This is a genomic window from Glaciecola punicea ACAM 611 (genome assembly GCF_000252165.1).
Lineage (GTDB): Bacteria > Pseudomonadota > Gammaproteobacteria > Enterobacterales > Alteromonadaceae > Glaciecola > Glaciecola punicea.
In genome coordinates this window covers 108,969-125,560 of the sequence record NZ_BAET01000031.1, presented here as the reverse complement: position 1 = coordinate 125,560, position 16,592 = coordinate 108,969, and the positions used below count along the sequence as shown (strand labels likewise).

Genomic DNA, 16,592 nt, shown 5'->3' with positions numbered 1-16,592 from the left:
ATGAGAAACTGTAATGTCAGTAATAAATATTCGCAATATCGCGATCATAGCGCACGTCGACCATGGTAAAACTACACTGGTAGACAAGCTTCTGCAACAATCAGGCACTTTAGAAAGTCGTGGCATAGCTGAAGAGCGCGTGATGGACTCGAACGATATTGAAAAAGAACGCGGCATTACAATACTTGCTAAGAATACCGCTCTAAACTGGAATGGCTATCGCATTAATATAATCGATACCCCAGGGCACGCTGATTTTGGCGGTGAAGTAGAGCGCGTCATGTCGATGGCCGATTCCGTTCTATTGCTAGTAGATGCGCAAGAAGGTCCTATGCCGCAAACTCGCTTCGTCACCCAAAAAGCATTTGCTCAAGGCTTAAAGCCAATTGTTGTGCTCAACAAAATAGACAAACCGGGCGCTCGTCCTAATTGGGTTTTAGATCAAGTTTTTGATTTGTTCGATAATTTAGGTGCCACTGACGAGCAGCTCGATTTCGATGTTGTTTACGCATCAGCTCTTAATGGCTGGGCATCAAACGAAGCTGACGTTAAACACGACGATATGACACCTTTGTTTGAAACCATTGTTGCAAAGGTAGCACCGCCAGTGGCTGACCCGGAAGGGCCCCTGCAGATGCAAATTTCTCAGCTAGACTACAACTCTTATGTAGGTGTAATTGGCATAGGTCGTATTACTCGTGGTGTTGTTAAAGTTAACCAGCAAGTCACCGTAGTTAACGCAAAAGGCCAAAAACGTAACGCTAAAGTGAGCAAAGTATTAGGCTACTTAGGTCTTGATCGTTATGATGTAGAGTCAGGCGAGGCGGGTGATATTGTTGCTATTACCGGCTTAGGCGAACTTAAAATATCTGACACAGTGTGCGATATAAGCAAAGTAGAAGCGTTAAAACCATTATCGGTAGATGAACCAACCGTTACGATGACCTTCCAAGTAAACACTTCGCCGTTTGCAGGTAAAGAAGGTAAGTACGTTACCTCAAGAAACATTTTAGAGCGTTTACAAACCGAACTTATTCACAACGTTGCTTTGCGTGTTGAAGAAACCGCTGACCCTGATAAATTTAGAGTGTCAGGACGTGGTGAATTACATTTAGGCATATTAATTGAAAATATGCGTCGCGAAGGATTTGAGTTAGCCGTTTCTCGCCCTGAGGTCATTCTTAAGGAAGAAAACGGGAAACTGCTTGAACCATTCGAAACTCTGACGGTTGACGTTGAAGAAAAACATCAGGGAACTATGATGGAACAGCTTGGCCTACGTAAAGCGGAAATGGCGAACATGTCTATGGACGGAAAAGGCCGCGTACGCCTAGACTTTATTATTCCAAGCCGTGGCTTAATTGGTTTTCAAACCGACTTTATGACAATGACGTCTGGCTCCGGTTTGTTGTATCACACCTTTGATCATTACGGCCCGCACAAAGGCGGAAACATTGGTTCGCGTAAAAACGGTGTATTGATCGCCAACGCGACCGGCAAAGCGCTTACTAACGCTATCTTCAACCTACAAGAGCGTGGTCGCATGTTTATTGGTCACGGTGTTGAAGTGTATGAAGGTATGGTAATTGGTATCCATTCTCGCGAAAATGATTTAACGGTAAACGCCCTTAAAGGTAAGCAGTTAACTAACGTACGTGCATCAGGTACCGACGAAGCGCAAACATTAGTGCCGCCAATTGTGTACACATTGGAACAGGCTTTAGAGTTTATTGATGACGATGAGTTAGTTGAGGTAACACCCGTAAGCACTCGTATTCGTAAAAAACTTTTAACCGAAAACGAACGCAAGCGTTTCTCACGCCCCGCTAAAAAATAGGATATTAATAAGCACAATTCACGCGCAAGCACTCACTTGCGCGTGAATCTTTTGCAGTAACAAACATTATTATTTCTCACTCCCAATGCATCGCTTTCTTGTAAAATACCACTGCCGTATAAAACAATGCTGCATTGATACACCACCCGTAAGTTAATCTTTTTTTAATCAAAAGCTGTTTTTTATTGTTTGCGCTTATCATCTAGGTCTATTTAGCGTAACCTTAAATTTTGATTAAATTTTTTACAGTGGCTGCTAGCCTACTTTATATTTTACTGAGACCGAATTATGAATTTTGACAATACGCCTTCTCGAGAGGGCTCCTATGCGTATAAGTGGGAAAAGTACAAAGGGCGCGACATACTCCCGGCTTGGATTGCTGACACCGAATACCCTTGTGCACCTCCAATAGCAGAGGCTTTAACGAAACGTATTGCCGGCTCAGCGCTTGGTTATACCTTACCTAAGCACTATACACCTGCAAGTGAAGCCATTGCTAATTGGTGCGCTGCGCAATATGGTTGGCAAATAGAAACAAGTTGGATTGTGTGGACGCCAGGCGTAGTGCCTGCATTTAATATGGCGTGTAAAGCTTACTGCCAGCCAGGCGACTCGGTTATGGTGCAAACTCCTAATTATCCGCCTCTTTTAGCAGCACCTGCTTTAAATGGACTAAAGCAAGTGTGTATAGGCACTATATTAGACAATAACCGTTATACGCTCGATCTTGATGAATTAGCCAAACAGGCTGCAAAACCTGAGTGCAAATTGTTTTTACTGTGTAATCCTATGAATCCTGTCGGCTCAGTTTTACAAAAACAAGAGTTAGACAAAATCGCGGCAATTTGCAATGAGCACTCGGTTGTATTGTGCAGCGATGAAATCCACTGCGATTTAATTTTAGATGATGTTGCACATATTCCGGCAGGCGCAGTAGACGCCATTAGTGAGCGCTCAATTACGCTGATGGCCGCTAGCAAAACTTTTAATGTAGCCGGCTTGGGTACCTCGTTCGCCATTATTCCTAATGCAAAGGTAAGAGCCCGTTTCGTTAACGCTATGGGCGGGATTGTGCCGTGGCCAAATGTGCTGGGTTTAGTTGCGGTTGAAGCCGCATTCAATGAATGCGATGACTGGCGTAAGCAACAGTTGGCATACCTGCGCAGTAATCGAGATTATTTGGTAAAGGCCGTAAATGAAATTTCTGGTTTAAGTGCGGTGTCACCTCAAGCTACATTTTTGCTATGGATTAACGCTGGCGACTTAGGTGTAGATAACACACAAACGTGGATAGAAGATAAGGGTGTAGGGCCATCGCCCGGCAAAGACTTCGGTGACAGCAGTTGTTTCCGCTTAAATTTTGGTTGTTCTCATGATTATCTACAGCAGATAATAAAGCGTATGCAAGCATAATACAGTAGCCGTTTTTGATAAAAAATTATCATGCGCTTCATTTATCAAGTAGAGGCAATAAACATGGCAAGCAGTGCTTAAATTCTATCACTGATTTGCGTCAAAAAAGCGTGGATAGACCGATATGCATTTAAATTAAACCCACGTTAACCAGTTAATGGCAGCACCTCCTTTTTATTTTATTAAAGATGAAGACCTAGACTGGAAGAAACAGCGCTAGCTTTTTCAGCGCTGATATTGACTGTGCCTGAAAGCCATATTAGTGAAAAGATTTTAATGCGCGCTGCTCCCATTGCCCCAGTGCAGCAAAAAAAATGCAGCTTGCCATTATAATAGATGACACAGGCGCATAGGCTGCTGATGCGCTTTCGCTACCCAAAAATATTACATTTTCGATATTGCCGCACACTCACTACTCTACTAATTGCTCATCCTTATCCAGTAACGCTTACCTTCTTACAGCAGGCATTGTCTAACCTACCTAGTGATATAGGACTCGTTGCGGTAAGTGAATATTTGCAAGAGACTAATAAGAAGCAGCAACGATGCTTAAGTCTTGCTAAGGTAAACCAACTTTTGGCAAATATGTGGAGGTCAGTACTTAAAAATTAATGCAATACTATTTCATTTCTGCCTTAAATGTTATACTATAACATCATAAGAGCGGCTGAATAGCTTAAGTTCACTTTTTATTGTTTATCTTCTTTTAGACTTATCAACAGGCTTATTCGATTGAAAATAGTAGACATAAAATCACAGGATATGACTAACAGCCTTGCGGGCACCCGCATGTCGAGTGATATCCCCACTATTATTGTGAAAAACAACGGCAAACTAGACCGGCTTGGCGTGTGGCTCGCGAGTCTTTGTGCACTGCATTGTTTGTTATTGCCAATCCTTATTCCCTTAGCACCACTAATTGCCAGTTCTTTTGTAGCCGACGCTTGGTTTGAACGTGTTATTTTAAGCGGCTCTATTCTGGTTGGCTTTGCGGCATTATTTATTGGTTTTTATCAATATCACCGTCAGTTATATCCCATTTATTCGCTTGTTTTAGGGGCACTTATTTATTGGAATAAACATATGTTCGGCGAGGCATATGAGCCTGTCACAATAGCGGTAGGTGCATTACTAATTATCATTGCTCACGTTACCAACTTACGTTTATGCAAAAAATGTAAAACGTGTGAAACCTGTTAAAGAGACTTGCTAATATAACTAACTATTAGGCGTCTGTTCCTTCAAGGCTTTTTGTTCTTTATGAGCGTTCACTGTCTCGTATACTGCAGCTGAAATTACTAACAAGCCCCCTACAAGCGTTTGCCAAGTGGGCGATTCATTCAATAATACTATTGCAAATACAACACCATAAAAGGGCTGCATGCAGGCCACTAGCGAAAACGTTTTGGCGCGCAAATGCTTTAAGGCATTGGCAACCATAGTGTGGGGAAGTGCGGTAAAGACAGTGCCTAGCAATATTAGCATTAGCGCTGTTTTGGTATTCATCGAGGTAAATTCATCTGACACGAAAAACAGTAAGCATGGGCAAATCACCATCATTTGATAGGCCATGGCCTTATAGCCAGAATAATGAGAGAAGTATTTACGGTGGCTTAAGTTTCGAACAGCGTACAAAAACGCCGAAAACACGCCAATAATCACGCCTAAGGTCACATCGTTAGTTAGCGATGCGCTTGGTACAATAAAACCAATGCCCACTAATACCACTAGTGCACTAACGATATCTTGCCAAGATATTCTTATTTTTTCAAATACAGGTCCAATTAAAACGGTAATAACGGGGAAGGTAAACAGTGCGATTATACCGACAGAGACCGAGGCGTATTGCATGGCAGCGAAATAAGTAACCCAATGCGCAGCCATTATTATGCCTAAACCAATGCCAACAAAATAATCTTTCTTATTATTTAATTTCAGCGACTCTCCGCTAAGTTTCACCACAATAAATAGCGCAATAAATCCAAACAAGGATCGTCCAAACGTAATATCAGTGGCTGAAAGAGGAATGAGCTTTGAGAATAATGCGGTGCCTCCTAGTAGCATCACGGTAAAGTGCAAACTAATAAGGCTTCGCTTAACAGGATTCAAGAATGTTTCCTATTTCTTTTGCTTATATTTTACTGCGAGCGCTTCACCTAAACGCGTTACATCACCTGCTGACAAATCTTTAAATGAAATCTTGTCAGACTCAAAGCATAGTACAACAGTGGAGCCCAATTTGAAGCGCCCCATTTCTTGGCCTTTTTCTAAGGTGATATTGTCTTGACTATGCTGCCAATGTTGCACATATTTGCTCGCCGGTGGGGTAATATTGCCGGCCCAAGCAGTTTCAATACTGGCCACTACCGTTGCACCAACTAATACTACCGCAACTTTACCCACGGATGTGTCGAAAATGGTAACAACTCGTTCATTTCTGGCGAACAAGCCCGGCACGTTCCGAGCGGTTAAGGGATTAACTGAAAACAATTCTCCTGGCACATGCAGGGTATCAGTAAGTTTACCTGCAATAGGCATATGAATTCTGTGGTAGTCCTTTGGTGCAAGGTAAATAGTGACAAACTTGCCGCCTTTAAAGCACTCAGCTATTTCTGGCTTGCCTCCTAGCAGCGTGGTTACGCTATAGTAATGGCTTTTTGCTTGAAATACTTTATCACCAATTATATCGCCGTACTGACTCACGTTACCGTCTACCGGTTGGCATAGAATATCGTCGCCTTCAATTATTGGGCGAACATCGCGTTTGAGAGCGCGGGTAAAAAAATCATTGAAACTTTTATAAGCACTAGGGTCTTCATGCAGCGCTTCTTTCATATTGATATTATACACTTTAATAAAACGCTTTATACAAAATTGCGTTACTGCGCCTGCCTCAGCAGCGGCCAGTTGGCCGATTAAACGCGACAGAAAATGCTTTGGCAAAATATATTGTATGCGTACTTTAATCCAGTCTATCACTCATTTATCTCCGATTTTCAAGCTATACATTGTATAACATGGTGTAAATTAAGGCAGTGTTTACAAGCTCTTAAACAGTCATTCTTTAATATATGCTGGACGGTTCTGCTCTAAGGAATCAACAATTTTTAGATAACTTTGATAGCGTTCGTTATTAATCTTATTGAGCTCTACCGCTTCGCGAATTAAACAACCAGGGTCATTCCTATGCGTGCAGTCGCTAAACTTACAGCCCCCCAAGTACTCTCTAAGCTCTACAAACCCTTGGGTTATGTCCTGCACAGGTAAATGCCATAGGCCAAATTCGCGCACACCGGGTGAATCAATAAGTTCGCCGCCTAAGCTGAATGGGATAAGTTTTGCTGCGGTAGTGGTGTGCTGCCCTAAGCCAGAATTTCCCGACACTTCACCCACTGTTTCTTGCGAGTCGGGAAGTAATTGGTTAATTAGGCTTGATTTGCCCACGCCACTTTGGCCTACCAGCACGTTTACTTTATCTTTAAGCACGCTGCTTAGCGCGTCTAGCCCTGCTTGACTAACACAGCTAGCCATAATAACGCGGTAGCCAATTTGAGTATACACCTCAAGGTCTTTTTCAACTTGCACTAGGGCTTCGTTTGTGAGTAATTCTACTTTGTTGATGACAATGATAGGGGAGATACGTGCATGCTCACAGGCCACTAAATATCGGTCTATAATATGCGTTGATAAAGCCGGTACAATGGAACCAACTACTATGATTTGGTCAATGTTTGCGGCAATTGGTTTTAAGCCGTCGTAGTAATCTGGGCGCGAAAGCTCGCTTTTACGGTCAATCACCACTTCAATAATACCGCGGTCGCGTTCCTCAAGCGTTGTGCTTGGCCTAAATACGACCTGATCGCCACACACCACAGATTTGATAGTACGTCGAATATAACACTTATGCTGGTCTCTATCGGCACTTGTTGTTTCTACAATGGCTTGTTTACCAAAACGACTTATGACGCGGCCATCAATTAATTCGCCTAACGAGCTGGTATCTTCAGGTCTGCCTGAAGCATGAGTTATATTAGTGTTAAGACGTTTACTTCGATTTTTAGCAATTTGCCGCTGCTGGTTTTTAGATAACTTTGTTTTTTTGGACACGTAAATAAAGGCGCATATTGGCGAATGTTGTCCAACATGATACCTTGTTGTGTAGATTTAACCTAGTGCACTGACTTGATCAGTATAAATAAGTAGGAAGCTAAATGTCGGTAAACGAACAAAATCTTGTCTGGATAGACATGGAAATGACAGGGCTTAACCCTGACACCTGCGTGGTGCTTGAAATTGCCACAATAGTCACCGACGCACAGTTAAGCGTGATAGCCACGGGACCGGTGATAGCGATACATCAAAGTGCTGATGTTCTTGATAACATGGATCCCTGGTGCGTGAATATTCATGGTGGTACAGGCTTAACTCAGCGTTGTAAAGAAAGTGAAGTTGACGTCACTCAAGCATCTCAGCTTACGATAGACTTCTTGAAAAACTATGTGCCAGCAGGGAAATCCCCACTGTGTGGAAATACGATTGGTCAAGATCGTCGCTTTTTAGTGAAATATATGCCAACGCTTGAAGCCTATTTTCATTATCGTAATATCGATGTTAGCACCGTTAAAGAGCTAACGGCAAGGTGGCAGCCTGAAATTTTGAAAGGATTCAAAAAGAAAGGGGTGCATTTGGCCTTAGATGACATAATAGAATCGATAGAAGAAATGAAATACTATCGTGAGACAGTGTTTAAGATTTAGACACTTATGCTGGAGGTATTAGTACTAATGACTAATATTTCCTCATTTTATGATTATTTCAAAAAAAATTAAAATAATCCTTGCACCCCTCGCAAAATTTTCTATAATGCGCCTCCAAATTGCGGGAATAGCTCAGTTGGTAGAGCGCGACCTTGCCAAGGTCGAGGTCGCGAGTTCGAATCTCGTTTCCCGCTCCAATTTCTTTCTTCCACGAAAGACGTTAGCATAGTAATCATCATTCACCTCCTTTATCTGTTTGCACCCTATGAATTACCTAGCGCATATCCATTTAGCTCACGTTACCCAAACAAGTCTTTTAGGCAATTTTCTAGGTGACTTTGTAAAAGGAAGTGATTTACAACATCTGCCGCTTAAACTTCAACATGGTGTGCGCTTGCATCGCGCGATTGACACCTTCACTGACCAACACACGCTTGTTAAATACTTAAAACGACAGTTCCCCATCAGTATTCGGAGAATGTCGGGCATCACTATTGATATTTACTTTGATCATCTATTAAGTCTTCGGTGGCAACAGTATAGTAAACATTGTGTTCACAGCGTACTAAAGCAATTTTACCGTGAGCTTGCGAATAGTAAAGTGCGTATTGATGGCAGATTTAACGATGTGAAAGATGGTTTGTTGAGCCATCAATGGTTGCATGAGTATGCACATAAAGAGGCCGTAAACCGTGCTTTTTTTCAAATAGAAAGACGCCTTAAGCACCGCGTAGAGTTTGCGCAAGAGTCGATTGAATTTATTAGCAGTGCTCAAGAAGAATTTGACCAAGCCTTTACCCAGTTTTACCCAGCTTTAGTTGATTATTGCCACGATAAGAGTGGCTAATATTGTTGTGCTTACCTGTGCTTTGAGACTGTCCGTTGGTTTAGTTTATTCAATAAGAGCTTGTGCTATCATAGCCCAATTAGTGTTTTTGACACCGTCGTTACTACGTCATCACACCGTCATCACCCATAGTAGCAGGTAACCTTGTATATTAGGTTTACGATCTGCAGATACATTTCGCTAGCCATTTACGAAGCTGAGCGTACTGACAAACTTCGATAGGAAACGTGTAACCGCTCTATGTCCAACACTAAAATGTCTCAGGTAGCATCCGCTAAAAAAGCGCTTAAAGAAGTATTCGGCTTTGATCAATTCAGAGCGTCCCAGCAGCCTATTATAGAAAATGTGCTTGATGGCATAAATACGCTCGCTATTATGCCTACCGGTGGGGGCAAGTCTTTATGTTACCAACTTCCTGGTATTGTATTTGATGGGCTCACCTTGGTTATATCTCCGCTTATATCACTCATGCAAGATCAAGTAAGGCAGCTTAAGGAGCTCAATGTCAGTGCCTGTGTGCTTAATAGCGCTCTTAGCTCACAAGAATATCAACACAACCTAGACAGTATTGTAAGTGGCCACACAAAGCTGTTATTTTTGGCCCCCGAAACAGTGCTGCAGTCTAGTATCATTTCGGTGTTGAAAAATGTAGATGTTGCCTGTATTGCTATAGATGAGGCGCATTGTATTTCTGAATGGGGGCACGAGTTTAGGCCAGAATACAGGCAACTGCACCAGCTTGTTGAGCACTTTGCTAAAGCGGTCGTAATAGCGCTTACCGCAACTGCAACGCCAAGAGTGCGCGAAGACATAAAGCGCCAGCTATTAATTAGTGAAGACGCTGAGTTTATGGCCAGTTTCGATCGTCCTAACTTGTACATAGAGGTCGCTCATAAGGAAAAACCATACCAACAAGCTAAAGCATTTATAAACAAGCATCCTAAGCAGTCTGGTATTATCTACTGCCAATCACGCTCTGGGGTTGACGAATTAGCCACCAAATTACAAAACGATGGTTACAAAGCGTTGCCTTATCATGCGGGTTTAAACAGTCAAAAGCGCAGCGACTATCAACATAAATTTGTGTATGACGATGTCGATATTATTGTAGCTACCATTGCATTTGGCATGGGTATAAACAAGCCTGATGTTCGCTATGTGCTTCACTACGATTTACCCAAAAATATTGAAGGTTACTATCAACAAATTGGCAGGGCAGGGCGCGATGGACTAAACGCAGATTGTTTGCTCTTGTTCGGCTACGGAGATACGGGCAAAATCCGTTATTTTATTGACCAAATGCGAGACGCGCAGCAAAAGCGCTTAGCTACAATGCATTTAGGACACATGTTAGCCCTGGCTGAAAGCCAAGAATGCAGGCGTATAGTACTGTTGCAATATTTTGGCGAGACAAATATTTCACAAGACTGTCAGCACTGTGATAACTGCTTAAATGAAGGCAAGGAAGCGTCAGATTTAACCGTGCACGCGCAAAAGTTTTTATCGTGTATACATCGCACAGGGCAGCGTTTTGGCGCCTCTTATATTGCCGATGTCCTTAGAGGCTCAAACGCTGAAAAAATACTGCAAAATCAGCACAACTTACTATCGACATACAATATAGGGCGCGAACTCACTAAAAAGCAGTGGATGACACTGTCTAGGCAGCTTATTGCTAAAGGCTTAATAGAGCAGGAAGAAATTTACGGAGGTTTGCGTCTTACCCAACTTGCCGGCGACGTATTGAAAGGTAAGGCCCCGTTTTTAGCACTGTTGCAGCAAGCTAGCGCAGTTGGTTCTGCTAAGACTAAAGCCACGAATCTAGACGCTTTACAATTAGAGCCTGAGCAAGCATTAGTTGATGCGCTAAAAAGAAAACGTAAACAACTTGCAGATGAGGGGGTTGTTCCTCCTTATGCTATTTTTGCAGACCGATCGCTTAATGAGATGGCTCATTTTTTTCCGCAATCTCACGACAGCTTGTTAAAGATCCACGGCGTTGGTCAAGCTAAACTAGATAAGTACGGTGCTATTTTCTTAACTATTATTGTGGAATACTGCCGCGAGCATGGCAAAACCGAGGTGAGCAATGATGCCAAAGCAACCAGTACAACGAGTCCGAAAAAAGACGGTAACGTCCTAGCGTCTAAAACCATAGAAATAGTAGAGCAATTTATGGCGGGAACCTCAGTGTTAGATCTCTCACAGCAGCATAAAGTAAAAACAAACACGATTTATACGCACTTGTATAAATATGCACAGGCAGGTAAAAAGTTTATGGGTGATGAAGCACTGCTGGCCGAATTATCTATTTCTAAAGACAGTTTAATCGCCGGCATAGCGGCGTTTGAAAAGTGCGGGTATGAGCGGCTAAAGCCAGTATATGATGAATTGGCCGCAGTGCTTTCCTACGACCAACTGCATATGTTGCGGGTGCTGTTTGTAGCGCAAAAATCAAACAGCAAATAAAGCGATTGCAATGTCAAATAGGCTTATAAAAATAGTTATAAGTCTCATGCTATACTCCAAGCTCTTTCCCTGCCAATACTTACACTAGTGTTTCGATACAAAGGTAAACTAGAGGGCACGACTAAAATTCAAATTATTGACACTGACTTACAAACGGTAACCTTCTTCGTAAAGAACCGCAGTAGGGTGCGCAATCATATTGGTCAGGTGCATGCTGCCACCATGGCATTGCTTGCAGAGTCAGCTACCGGTTTTGTGGTAGGACTTAACCTACCGAGTAATAAACTGCCCTTAATTAAATCGATGAACCTAAAGTATGTGCGCCGCTCAGTTGGTTCAATGAAAGCGCTTGCATGGGTAAGCGATGAACAAATAGAGCAAATGCAGACACTCGAAAGAGGCGATATTATGGTGCCTGTGACCGTAACTGACCAGAGCAATGAAGAACCGATAGTGTGTGAAATGAATTGGGCATGGATTGAAAAACAAAAAAGCTAGCGCAAGCCAACGCGTTTTTATGCCTAAATTTGAAGCTTTTACACGCTTTTAGATTATTGGACTGTAAAGTTAATGATTTAGTTGACATCACCGATATTCAAGCGTAAATGTGCAGACGAAAACGCGGCATCAAATTCGCCGCTTAAATCGTTACGAAACTGGCTTAACATTTGCTTATCGGAGTATTACAAGGTGACAACTATACCTAATTTACCATTATCAAAAGAAGAGTTGCTGAAAAGTGTGTTCAACGACCCTAAAAACTATCCCTATGGGTTCTCCCGCTCAGGTGATTTTTCAATTGCAGAGAGTAAGGCTTTAGTCGCATATGGTTGTTATTTTAGCGCCTTAGTTAGTGGTCAAATTAAACCGCAAAGCAGTGATGACGATACATTACTGCTGGCACTGCTTGGTGATATAGAACCTAAGGACACCGCGCAGCGTGCATGGGTAAAGTATCAAAAGCGTATTAACCGACCAAAAACTGATAGTATATACGGGTCGAAAAAAACAGTACTGCAAGAACAAAATGAACTGGTAAATCACACCGATGACGATGAGGATGTGGATTTCGACGATTAATAGGATAGAGTACTAGTTAATCTGTAAATTCCCCCTTTAAACGTTACGTTCATCCTAAAAAAAAGCTATATTGGGATAAATATCTCGCTTTGTTGTTATATATCCCTTTTTAAGGTTTTTTCTTTACCTAGGCTGAGGTATATTCACTGCGAACTTATTTATTGATAAATTAAGGAGTCATACTGGTGAGGATGATGTCAGGCGCTGCTATGGTAGTAGAAGCCTTAAAAGAAGTTGGTGTTTCGCATGTTTTCGGTTATCCCGGCGGAGCGGTCTTAGATATATACGATGCTTTGTTTGCACAAGATGACGTAAAACACATATTAGTACGTCATGAACAAGGTGCAGCACACATGGCCGACGGTTATGCTCGTGCAACGGGCAGGACCGGCACGGTCTTAGTAACCTCAGGCCCAGGCGCTACAAATACGCTCACCGGCATTGCAACTGCTTATATGGACTCTGTCCCTATGGTGGTGTTGTCGGGCCAAGTGCCGTCAATGCACATTGGTGAAGATGCATTCCAAGAAACGGATATGGTAGGTTGTTCAAGACCCATCGTAAAACATAGCTTTTTAGTCAAGAAAACCACCGATATTCCCATGGCGATTGCAAAAGCTTATTACATTGCGAACACCGGACGTCCGGGCCCTGTGGTAGTTGATTTACCGAAAGATTTGGTAAACGTGCAAGACAAACACCCTTATGTTTTTCCTGACGATGTGACTATGCGTTCTTACAATCCTACGGTTAAGGGGCATAGCAAGCAAATAACCAAAGCGGTTGCGTGCATGCTTAGCGCAAAACGTCCGGTGATCTATGTTGGTGGCGGCGCTATTATAGCTGAAGCTGACGGTTTAGTGACACAGCTAGCAGAAAAGTTAAATGCGCCGGTTACCTGTACCCTTATGGGGCTTGGGGCATTCTCAGGTGTACATGAGCAGTTTGTTGGAATGTTGGGTATGCACGGTCTGCTTGAAGCCAATAAAAGCATGCACAACGCTGACTGTATTGTCGCATTAGGCGCTCGCTTCGATGACCGAGTGACCAATAACGTAGATAAATTTTGTCCGCATGCTGATATCATTCACGTTGATATTGACCCTGCATCAATTTCTAAAATCCTGAAGGCGCATATTCCGGTGGTTGGTTCGGTAGATGTCGTTTGTAAACAATTCTTAGACCGAATGGAAGATGTAGATACTGAGGCCCAAAAAGAGAAGCTTAAAGACTGGTGGGCGCAAATTAACGAATGGCGTGCTCGCAAGTGTTTAGACTACAAACAGGGCGCTGAGGTGATAAAACCACAAAGAGTGATTGAAGCGGTTTATAAGCATACTAAAGGTGACGCTTATATAAGCTCAGACGTGGGTCAGCACCAAATGTTTGCGGCGCTTTATTATCCCTTTGCTAAACCACGGCGATGGATTAATTCAGGTGGTTTAGGCACTATGGGTTTTGGCCTGCCGGCCGCCATGGGCGTTCAATTCGCCTTCCCAGACGCATGTTCGGTGGTCATAACGGGCGACGGTAGTATTCAAATGAATATTCAAGAGCTGTCAACGTGCCTGCAGTATAACTTGCCGATTAAGGTTATTTCACTTAATAACCGTGCCTTGGGCATGGTAAGACAATGGCAAGACATGAACTACAAAGGTCGTCATTCATGTTCATACATGGACTCAATGCCCGACTTCGTGAAACTCGCGGAAGCTTATGGGCATATTGGCATTCAGGTAGATAAACTTGACCAATTAGACGAGGCCATGGAGCGTTGCTTTGCCGAGAAAAACAGACTGGTATTCATGGATATTTTGGTTGATCAAAACGAGCACGTATACCCTATGCAAATAAAGTATGGCGCTATGGATGATATACGTCTAAGTAAAACGGAGCGCACCTAATGAGGCGTATTATTTCTGTATTAATGGAAAATGCTCCAGGCTCGCTTTCTCGAATTGCCGGCGTCTTTTCGCAGCGTGGTTATAATGTAGACTCACTATGCGTCGCTCCTACGAGCGACGATAGCTTGTCGCGCTTAACCATTATTACTCAAGCTGACGACAAGGTAACCGAGCAAATCACTAAGCAGGTGAACAAACTGATCGACGTACTGCGCGTTGCCGAGCTGTCAGAAGCACCGCACGTTGAACGCGAGCTCATGCTCATAAAAGTGGCAACGCGAACCGAAATTGCACGCGCTGAAGTGAATCGCAACGTAGATATCTTTAGAGCACGTATTCTTGACGTGACTGCCCAGCACTACACCATTGAAATAACGGGTACTAGCGATAAGCTCAGCGCGTTTGCTCACGTAATGGGTCATTGCGCTGATATTACAGAGTCGGCAAGAACCGGTGTATGTAGTTTGTCCAGAGGCGATCGCGCGCTGCGACCTTAATAGCATTCTTTTGCGCAGAGCAAGGTATAAGAAGGCACTTAAATGTGCCTTTTTTGATAATTAACTGACATAGATCACTAAGTGCACGAAAATAGCTAATTTAACATGCTTGTTGAGAAATACGTGCTATACTTAAAATGTTTTTAGTAAGTCAATGTTTTGAAAGTTCGTTCGTAGCTACATATAACCACATGCTCCAACCGCAGTTCCAGTGTTTGACGTTGTTTATTCCTAAGTTATTAATTCTTGAAAGACTCTTGCAAAAAATTCAATTGCGTAAATTTTTACGCGTTTTATTTATTTTTATTAGAGGTTTACATGTCTAAAGTCACAGGCACAGTTAAGTGGTTCAATCCTGAAAAAGGTTTTGGTTTTTTAACACAAGATAATGGCGGCAAGGATGTATTCGTTCATTTCCGTGCAATCGTTGCAGAAGGTTACAAAACGCTTCCAGAAGGTCAAAAAGTATCTTTTGAAGTAGAAGAAGGCCAAAAAGGCTTGCAAGCTGCAAACGTCGAAACTATCTAGTTTTTATGAAAATCAGAAACTATCCAAGTTTCTAAATGAAATGGCACGCATTGCGTGCCATTTTTACATCTACGTTTTATACTCTTTCGAATATGGTCGCAATACCTTGCCCTAAGCCAATGCACATGGTAGCTAAACCAACCGACTTATTATTGTCTTCAAGTACGTTTATTAAGGTGGTTGAAATACGCGACCCCGAGCAACCTAAAGGGTGACCTAATGCAATCGCGCCGCCTTTTAAGTTTACTTTCTCATTGTATACATCTAACCAACCAAGCTGCTTAATACAGGAAAGTGCCTGCGCGGCAAAAGCTTCGTTAAATTCAGCCAGTTCTATGTCATCCATCGTCATGCCGGCGCGCTTAAGCGCTTTTTGAGTGGCAGGTACTGGACCAAAACCCATAACCGCAGGGTCACAGCCAGCCACCGCCATGGCTCTAATTTTAGCGCGAGGCCTTAGGCCTAATGCTTTTGCGCGCTCGCCCGACATTATCAACATAGCTGACGCACCGTCAGAAATAGCCGAGGATGTGCCGGCCGTTACTGTGCCGTTAACTGGGTCAAACGCCGGGCGTAAACCGGCAAGCGTCTGCGTGGTGGTGTCAGGGCGGATCACTTCATCACTTTCAACTAGCGTGAGTAGGCCGTTAGCGTCATGTCCTTCAATAGGTACTATCTCGTTATCCCAGCCGCCATTCAAATGCGCTTTATGCGCATTTTGGTGAGATCGTGCGCCAAATTCGTCCTGCATTTCACGGCTAATACCATTTTGACGGCCTAACAATTCGGCGGTCATGCCCATGCTGCCAGAAGCTTTAGCTGTCTTGATTGACAAACCAGGGTGAAAGTCAATGTTGTAGTCCATGGGAATGTGCCCCATGTGCTCCACACCGCCAATCATATATACGTCGCCGCGTCCGCTCATAATACCAGAAACAGCATCGTGCAGCGCCTGCATTGAAGAGCCACACAGACGGTTTACCGTTACCGCACCAGTACTTCTAGGAATATCAGTTAATAACTGCGCATTACGCGCAACGTTAAAACCTTGCTCTTTAGTTTGCTGTACACAGCCCCAAATAATATCTTCTATTTCACTAGGATCGACATCGGGGTTACGCGCTAATAGCTTACTCATAAGATGGGCCGATAAAGTCTCGGCGCGCACATTTCTGAAAACACCGCCTTTAGAGCGCCCCATTGGCGTACGAATACAATCAATTACCACTACATCTTTCATTTTATTCTCCTTATTGCCTA

General features: G+C 43.0%; 15 protein-coding genes and 1 tRNA gene. 12 read left to right on the top strand and 4 right to left on the bottom strand.

The window, feature by feature from the left end; all coding sequences use genetic code 11:
- The first annotated feature begins 13 nt into the window (after nt 1–13).
- From typA to GPUN_RS12265, 3 genes are all read left to right on the top strand, one after another.
- On the top strand, nt 14–1,837 hold the full coding sequence (gene typA, locus GPUN_RS12275) for a translational GTPase TypA (RefSeq protein ID WP_006007268.1): 1,824 nt from the start codon (nt 14–16) through the stop codon (nt 1,835–1,837).
- Between the two features lie 288 nt (nt 1,838–2,125).
- Nucleotides 2,126–3,250: a MalY/PatB family protein gene (locus GPUN_RS12270; protein WP_006007264.1), complete on the top strand. Its 1,125-nt coding sequence runs from the start codon at nt 2,126–2,128 to the stop codon at nt 3,248–3,250.
- 789 nt (nt 3,251–4,039) lie between these two features.
- Nucleotides 4,040–4,450: a MerC domain-containing protein gene (locus GPUN_RS12265; RefSeq protein WP_040521109.1), complete on the top strand. Its 411-nt coding sequence runs from the start codon at nt 4,040–4,042 to the stop codon at nt 4,448–4,450.
- A gap of 18 nt (nt 4,451–4,468) precedes the next feature.
- Here GPUN_RS12265 and GPUN_RS12260 read toward each other — a convergent pair whose 3' ends face one another.
- From GPUN_RS12260 to rsgA, 3 genes are all read right to left on the bottom strand, one after another.
- Entirely contained in the window at nt 4,469–5,359 is an 891-nt protein-coding gene (locus GPUN_RS12260) for a DMT family transporter (RefSeq protein ID WP_006007256.1), read from the bottom strand.
- 9 nt (nt 5,360–5,368) lie between these two features.
- The gene (gene asd, locus GPUN_RS12255) at nt 5,369–6,229 is read right to left on the bottom strand and encodes an archaetidylserine decarboxylase (protein ID WP_006007254.1); all 861 of its coding nucleotides are present in this window, start codon (nt 6,227–6,229) and stop codon (nt 5,369–5,371) included.
- 78 nt (nt 6,230–6,307) lie between these two features.
- The gene (rsgA, locus tag GPUN_RS12250; RefSeq protein ID WP_006007252.1) at nt 6,308–7,357 is read right to left on the bottom strand and encodes a small ribosomal subunit biogenesis GTPase RsgA; all 1,050 of its coding nucleotides are present in this window, start codon (nt 7,355–7,357) and stop codon (nt 6,308–6,310) included.
- A 104-nt stretch (nt 7,358–7,461) separates the two neighbouring features.
- Between rsgA and orn the strand changes: the two genes are divergently transcribed.
- From orn to cspE, 9 genes are all read left to right on the top strand, one after another.
- A complete protein-coding gene (gene orn, locus GPUN_RS12245) occupies nt 7,462–8,007 on the top strand; it encodes an oligoribonuclease (RefSeq protein WP_006007249.1) in 546 nt (181 codons plus the stop codon).
- Nucleotides 8,008–8,128: 121 nt separating this feature from the next.
- Nucleotides 8,129–8,204, top strand: a tRNA-Gly gene (locus GPUN_RS12240).
- 68 nt (nt 8,205–8,272) lie between these two features.
- Nucleotides 8,273–8,854 carry an acyl carrier protein phosphodiesterase gene (locus GPUN_RS12235; RefSeq protein ID WP_006007248.1) on the top strand — a complete coding sequence of 194 codons (582 nt, stop codon included), beginning with the start codon at nt 8,273–8,275 and terminating at the stop codon, nt 8,852–8,854.
- Between the two features lie 240 nt (nt 8,855–9,094).
- Nucleotides 9,095–11,323, top strand: coding sequence for a DNA helicase RecQ (recQ, locus tag GPUN_RS12230; RefSeq protein ID WP_006007246.1), 2,229 nt, complete (start codon nt 9,095–9,097; stop codon nt 11,321–11,323).
- 87 nt (nt 11,324–11,410) lie between these two features.
- Nucleotides 11,411–11,821, top strand: coding sequence for a DUF4442 domain-containing protein (locus tag GPUN_RS12225; protein ID WP_238528984.1), 411 nt, complete (start codon nt 11,411–11,413; stop codon nt 11,819–11,821).
- 192 nt (nt 11,822–12,013) lie between these two features.
- Nucleotides 12,014–12,403 carry a MaoP family protein gene (locus GPUN_RS12220; RefSeq protein ID WP_006007241.1) on the top strand — a complete coding sequence of 130 codons (390 nt, stop codon included), beginning with the start codon at nt 12,014–12,016 and terminating at the stop codon, nt 12,401–12,403.
- A gap of 185 nt (nt 12,404–12,588) precedes the next feature.
- The gene (locus GPUN_RS12215; protein WP_040521083.1) at nt 12,589–14,307 is read left to right on the top strand and encodes an acetolactate synthase 3 large subunit; all 1,719 of its coding nucleotides are present in this window, start codon (nt 12,589–12,591) and stop codon (nt 14,305–14,307) included.
- Nucleotides 14,307–14,804 carry an acetolactate synthase small subunit gene (ilvN, locus tag GPUN_RS12210; protein WP_006007237.1) on the top strand — a complete coding sequence of 166 codons (498 nt, stop codon included), beginning with the start codon at nt 14,307–14,309 and terminating at the stop codon, nt 14,802–14,804. Before GPUN_RS12215 ends, ilvN begins: the two co-directional genes overlap by 1 nt.
- A 318-nt stretch (nt 14,805–15,122) precedes the next feature.
- On the top strand, nt 15,123–15,332 hold the full coding sequence (gene cspE, locus GPUN_RS12205) for a transcription antiterminator/RNA stability regulator CspE (protein ID WP_006007234.1): 210 nt from the start codon (nt 15,123–15,125) through the stop codon (nt 15,330–15,332).
- A gap of 76 nt (nt 15,333–15,408) precedes the next feature.
- On the opposite strand, the gene fadA is transcribed toward cspE, so the two are convergent.
- Entirely contained in the window at nt 15,409–16,572 is a 1,164-nt protein-coding gene (fadA, locus tag GPUN_RS12200; protein ID WP_006007232.1) for an acetyl-CoA C-acyltransferase FadA, read from the bottom strand.
- Between the last annotated feature and the right edge of the window lie 20 nt (nt 16,573–16,592).

Bases quoted from the DNA above. Each gene is read 5' to 3' on its own strand.
- recQ (WP_006007246.1), top strand. From the start codon at position 9,095: ATGTCCAACACTAAAATGTCTCAGGTAGCATCCGCTAAAAAAGCGCTT.
- orn (WP_006007249.1), top strand. From the start codon at position 7,462: ATGTCGGTAAACGAACAAAATCTTGTCTGGATAGACATGGAAATGACA.
- typA (WP_006007268.1), top strand. From the start codon at position 14: ATGTCAGTAATAAATATTCGCAATATCGCGATCATAGCGCACGTCGAC.
- cspE (WP_006007234.1), top strand. From the start codon at position 15,123: ATGTCTAAAGTCACAGGCACAGTTAAGTGGTTCAATCCTGAAAAAGGT.
- GPUN_RS12265 (WP_040521109.1), top strand. From the start codon at position 4,040: ATGTCGAGTGATATCCCCACTATTATTGTGAAAAACAACGGCAAACTA.
- fadA (WP_006007232.1), bottom strand. From the start codon at position 16,572: ATGAAAGATGTAGTGGTAATTGATTGTATTCGTACGCCAATGGGGCGC.
- ilvN (WP_006007237.1), top strand. From the start codon at position 14,307: ATGAGGCGTATTATTTCTGTATTAATGGAAAATGCTCCAGGCTCGCTT.
- GPUN_RS12270 (WP_006007264.1), top strand. From the start codon at position 2,126: ATGAATTTTGACAATACGCCTTCTCGAGAGGGCTCCTATGCGTATAAG.
- GPUN_RS12235 (WP_006007248.1), top strand. From the start codon at position 8,273: ATGAATTACCTAGCGCATATCCATTTAGCTCACGTTACCCAAACAAGT.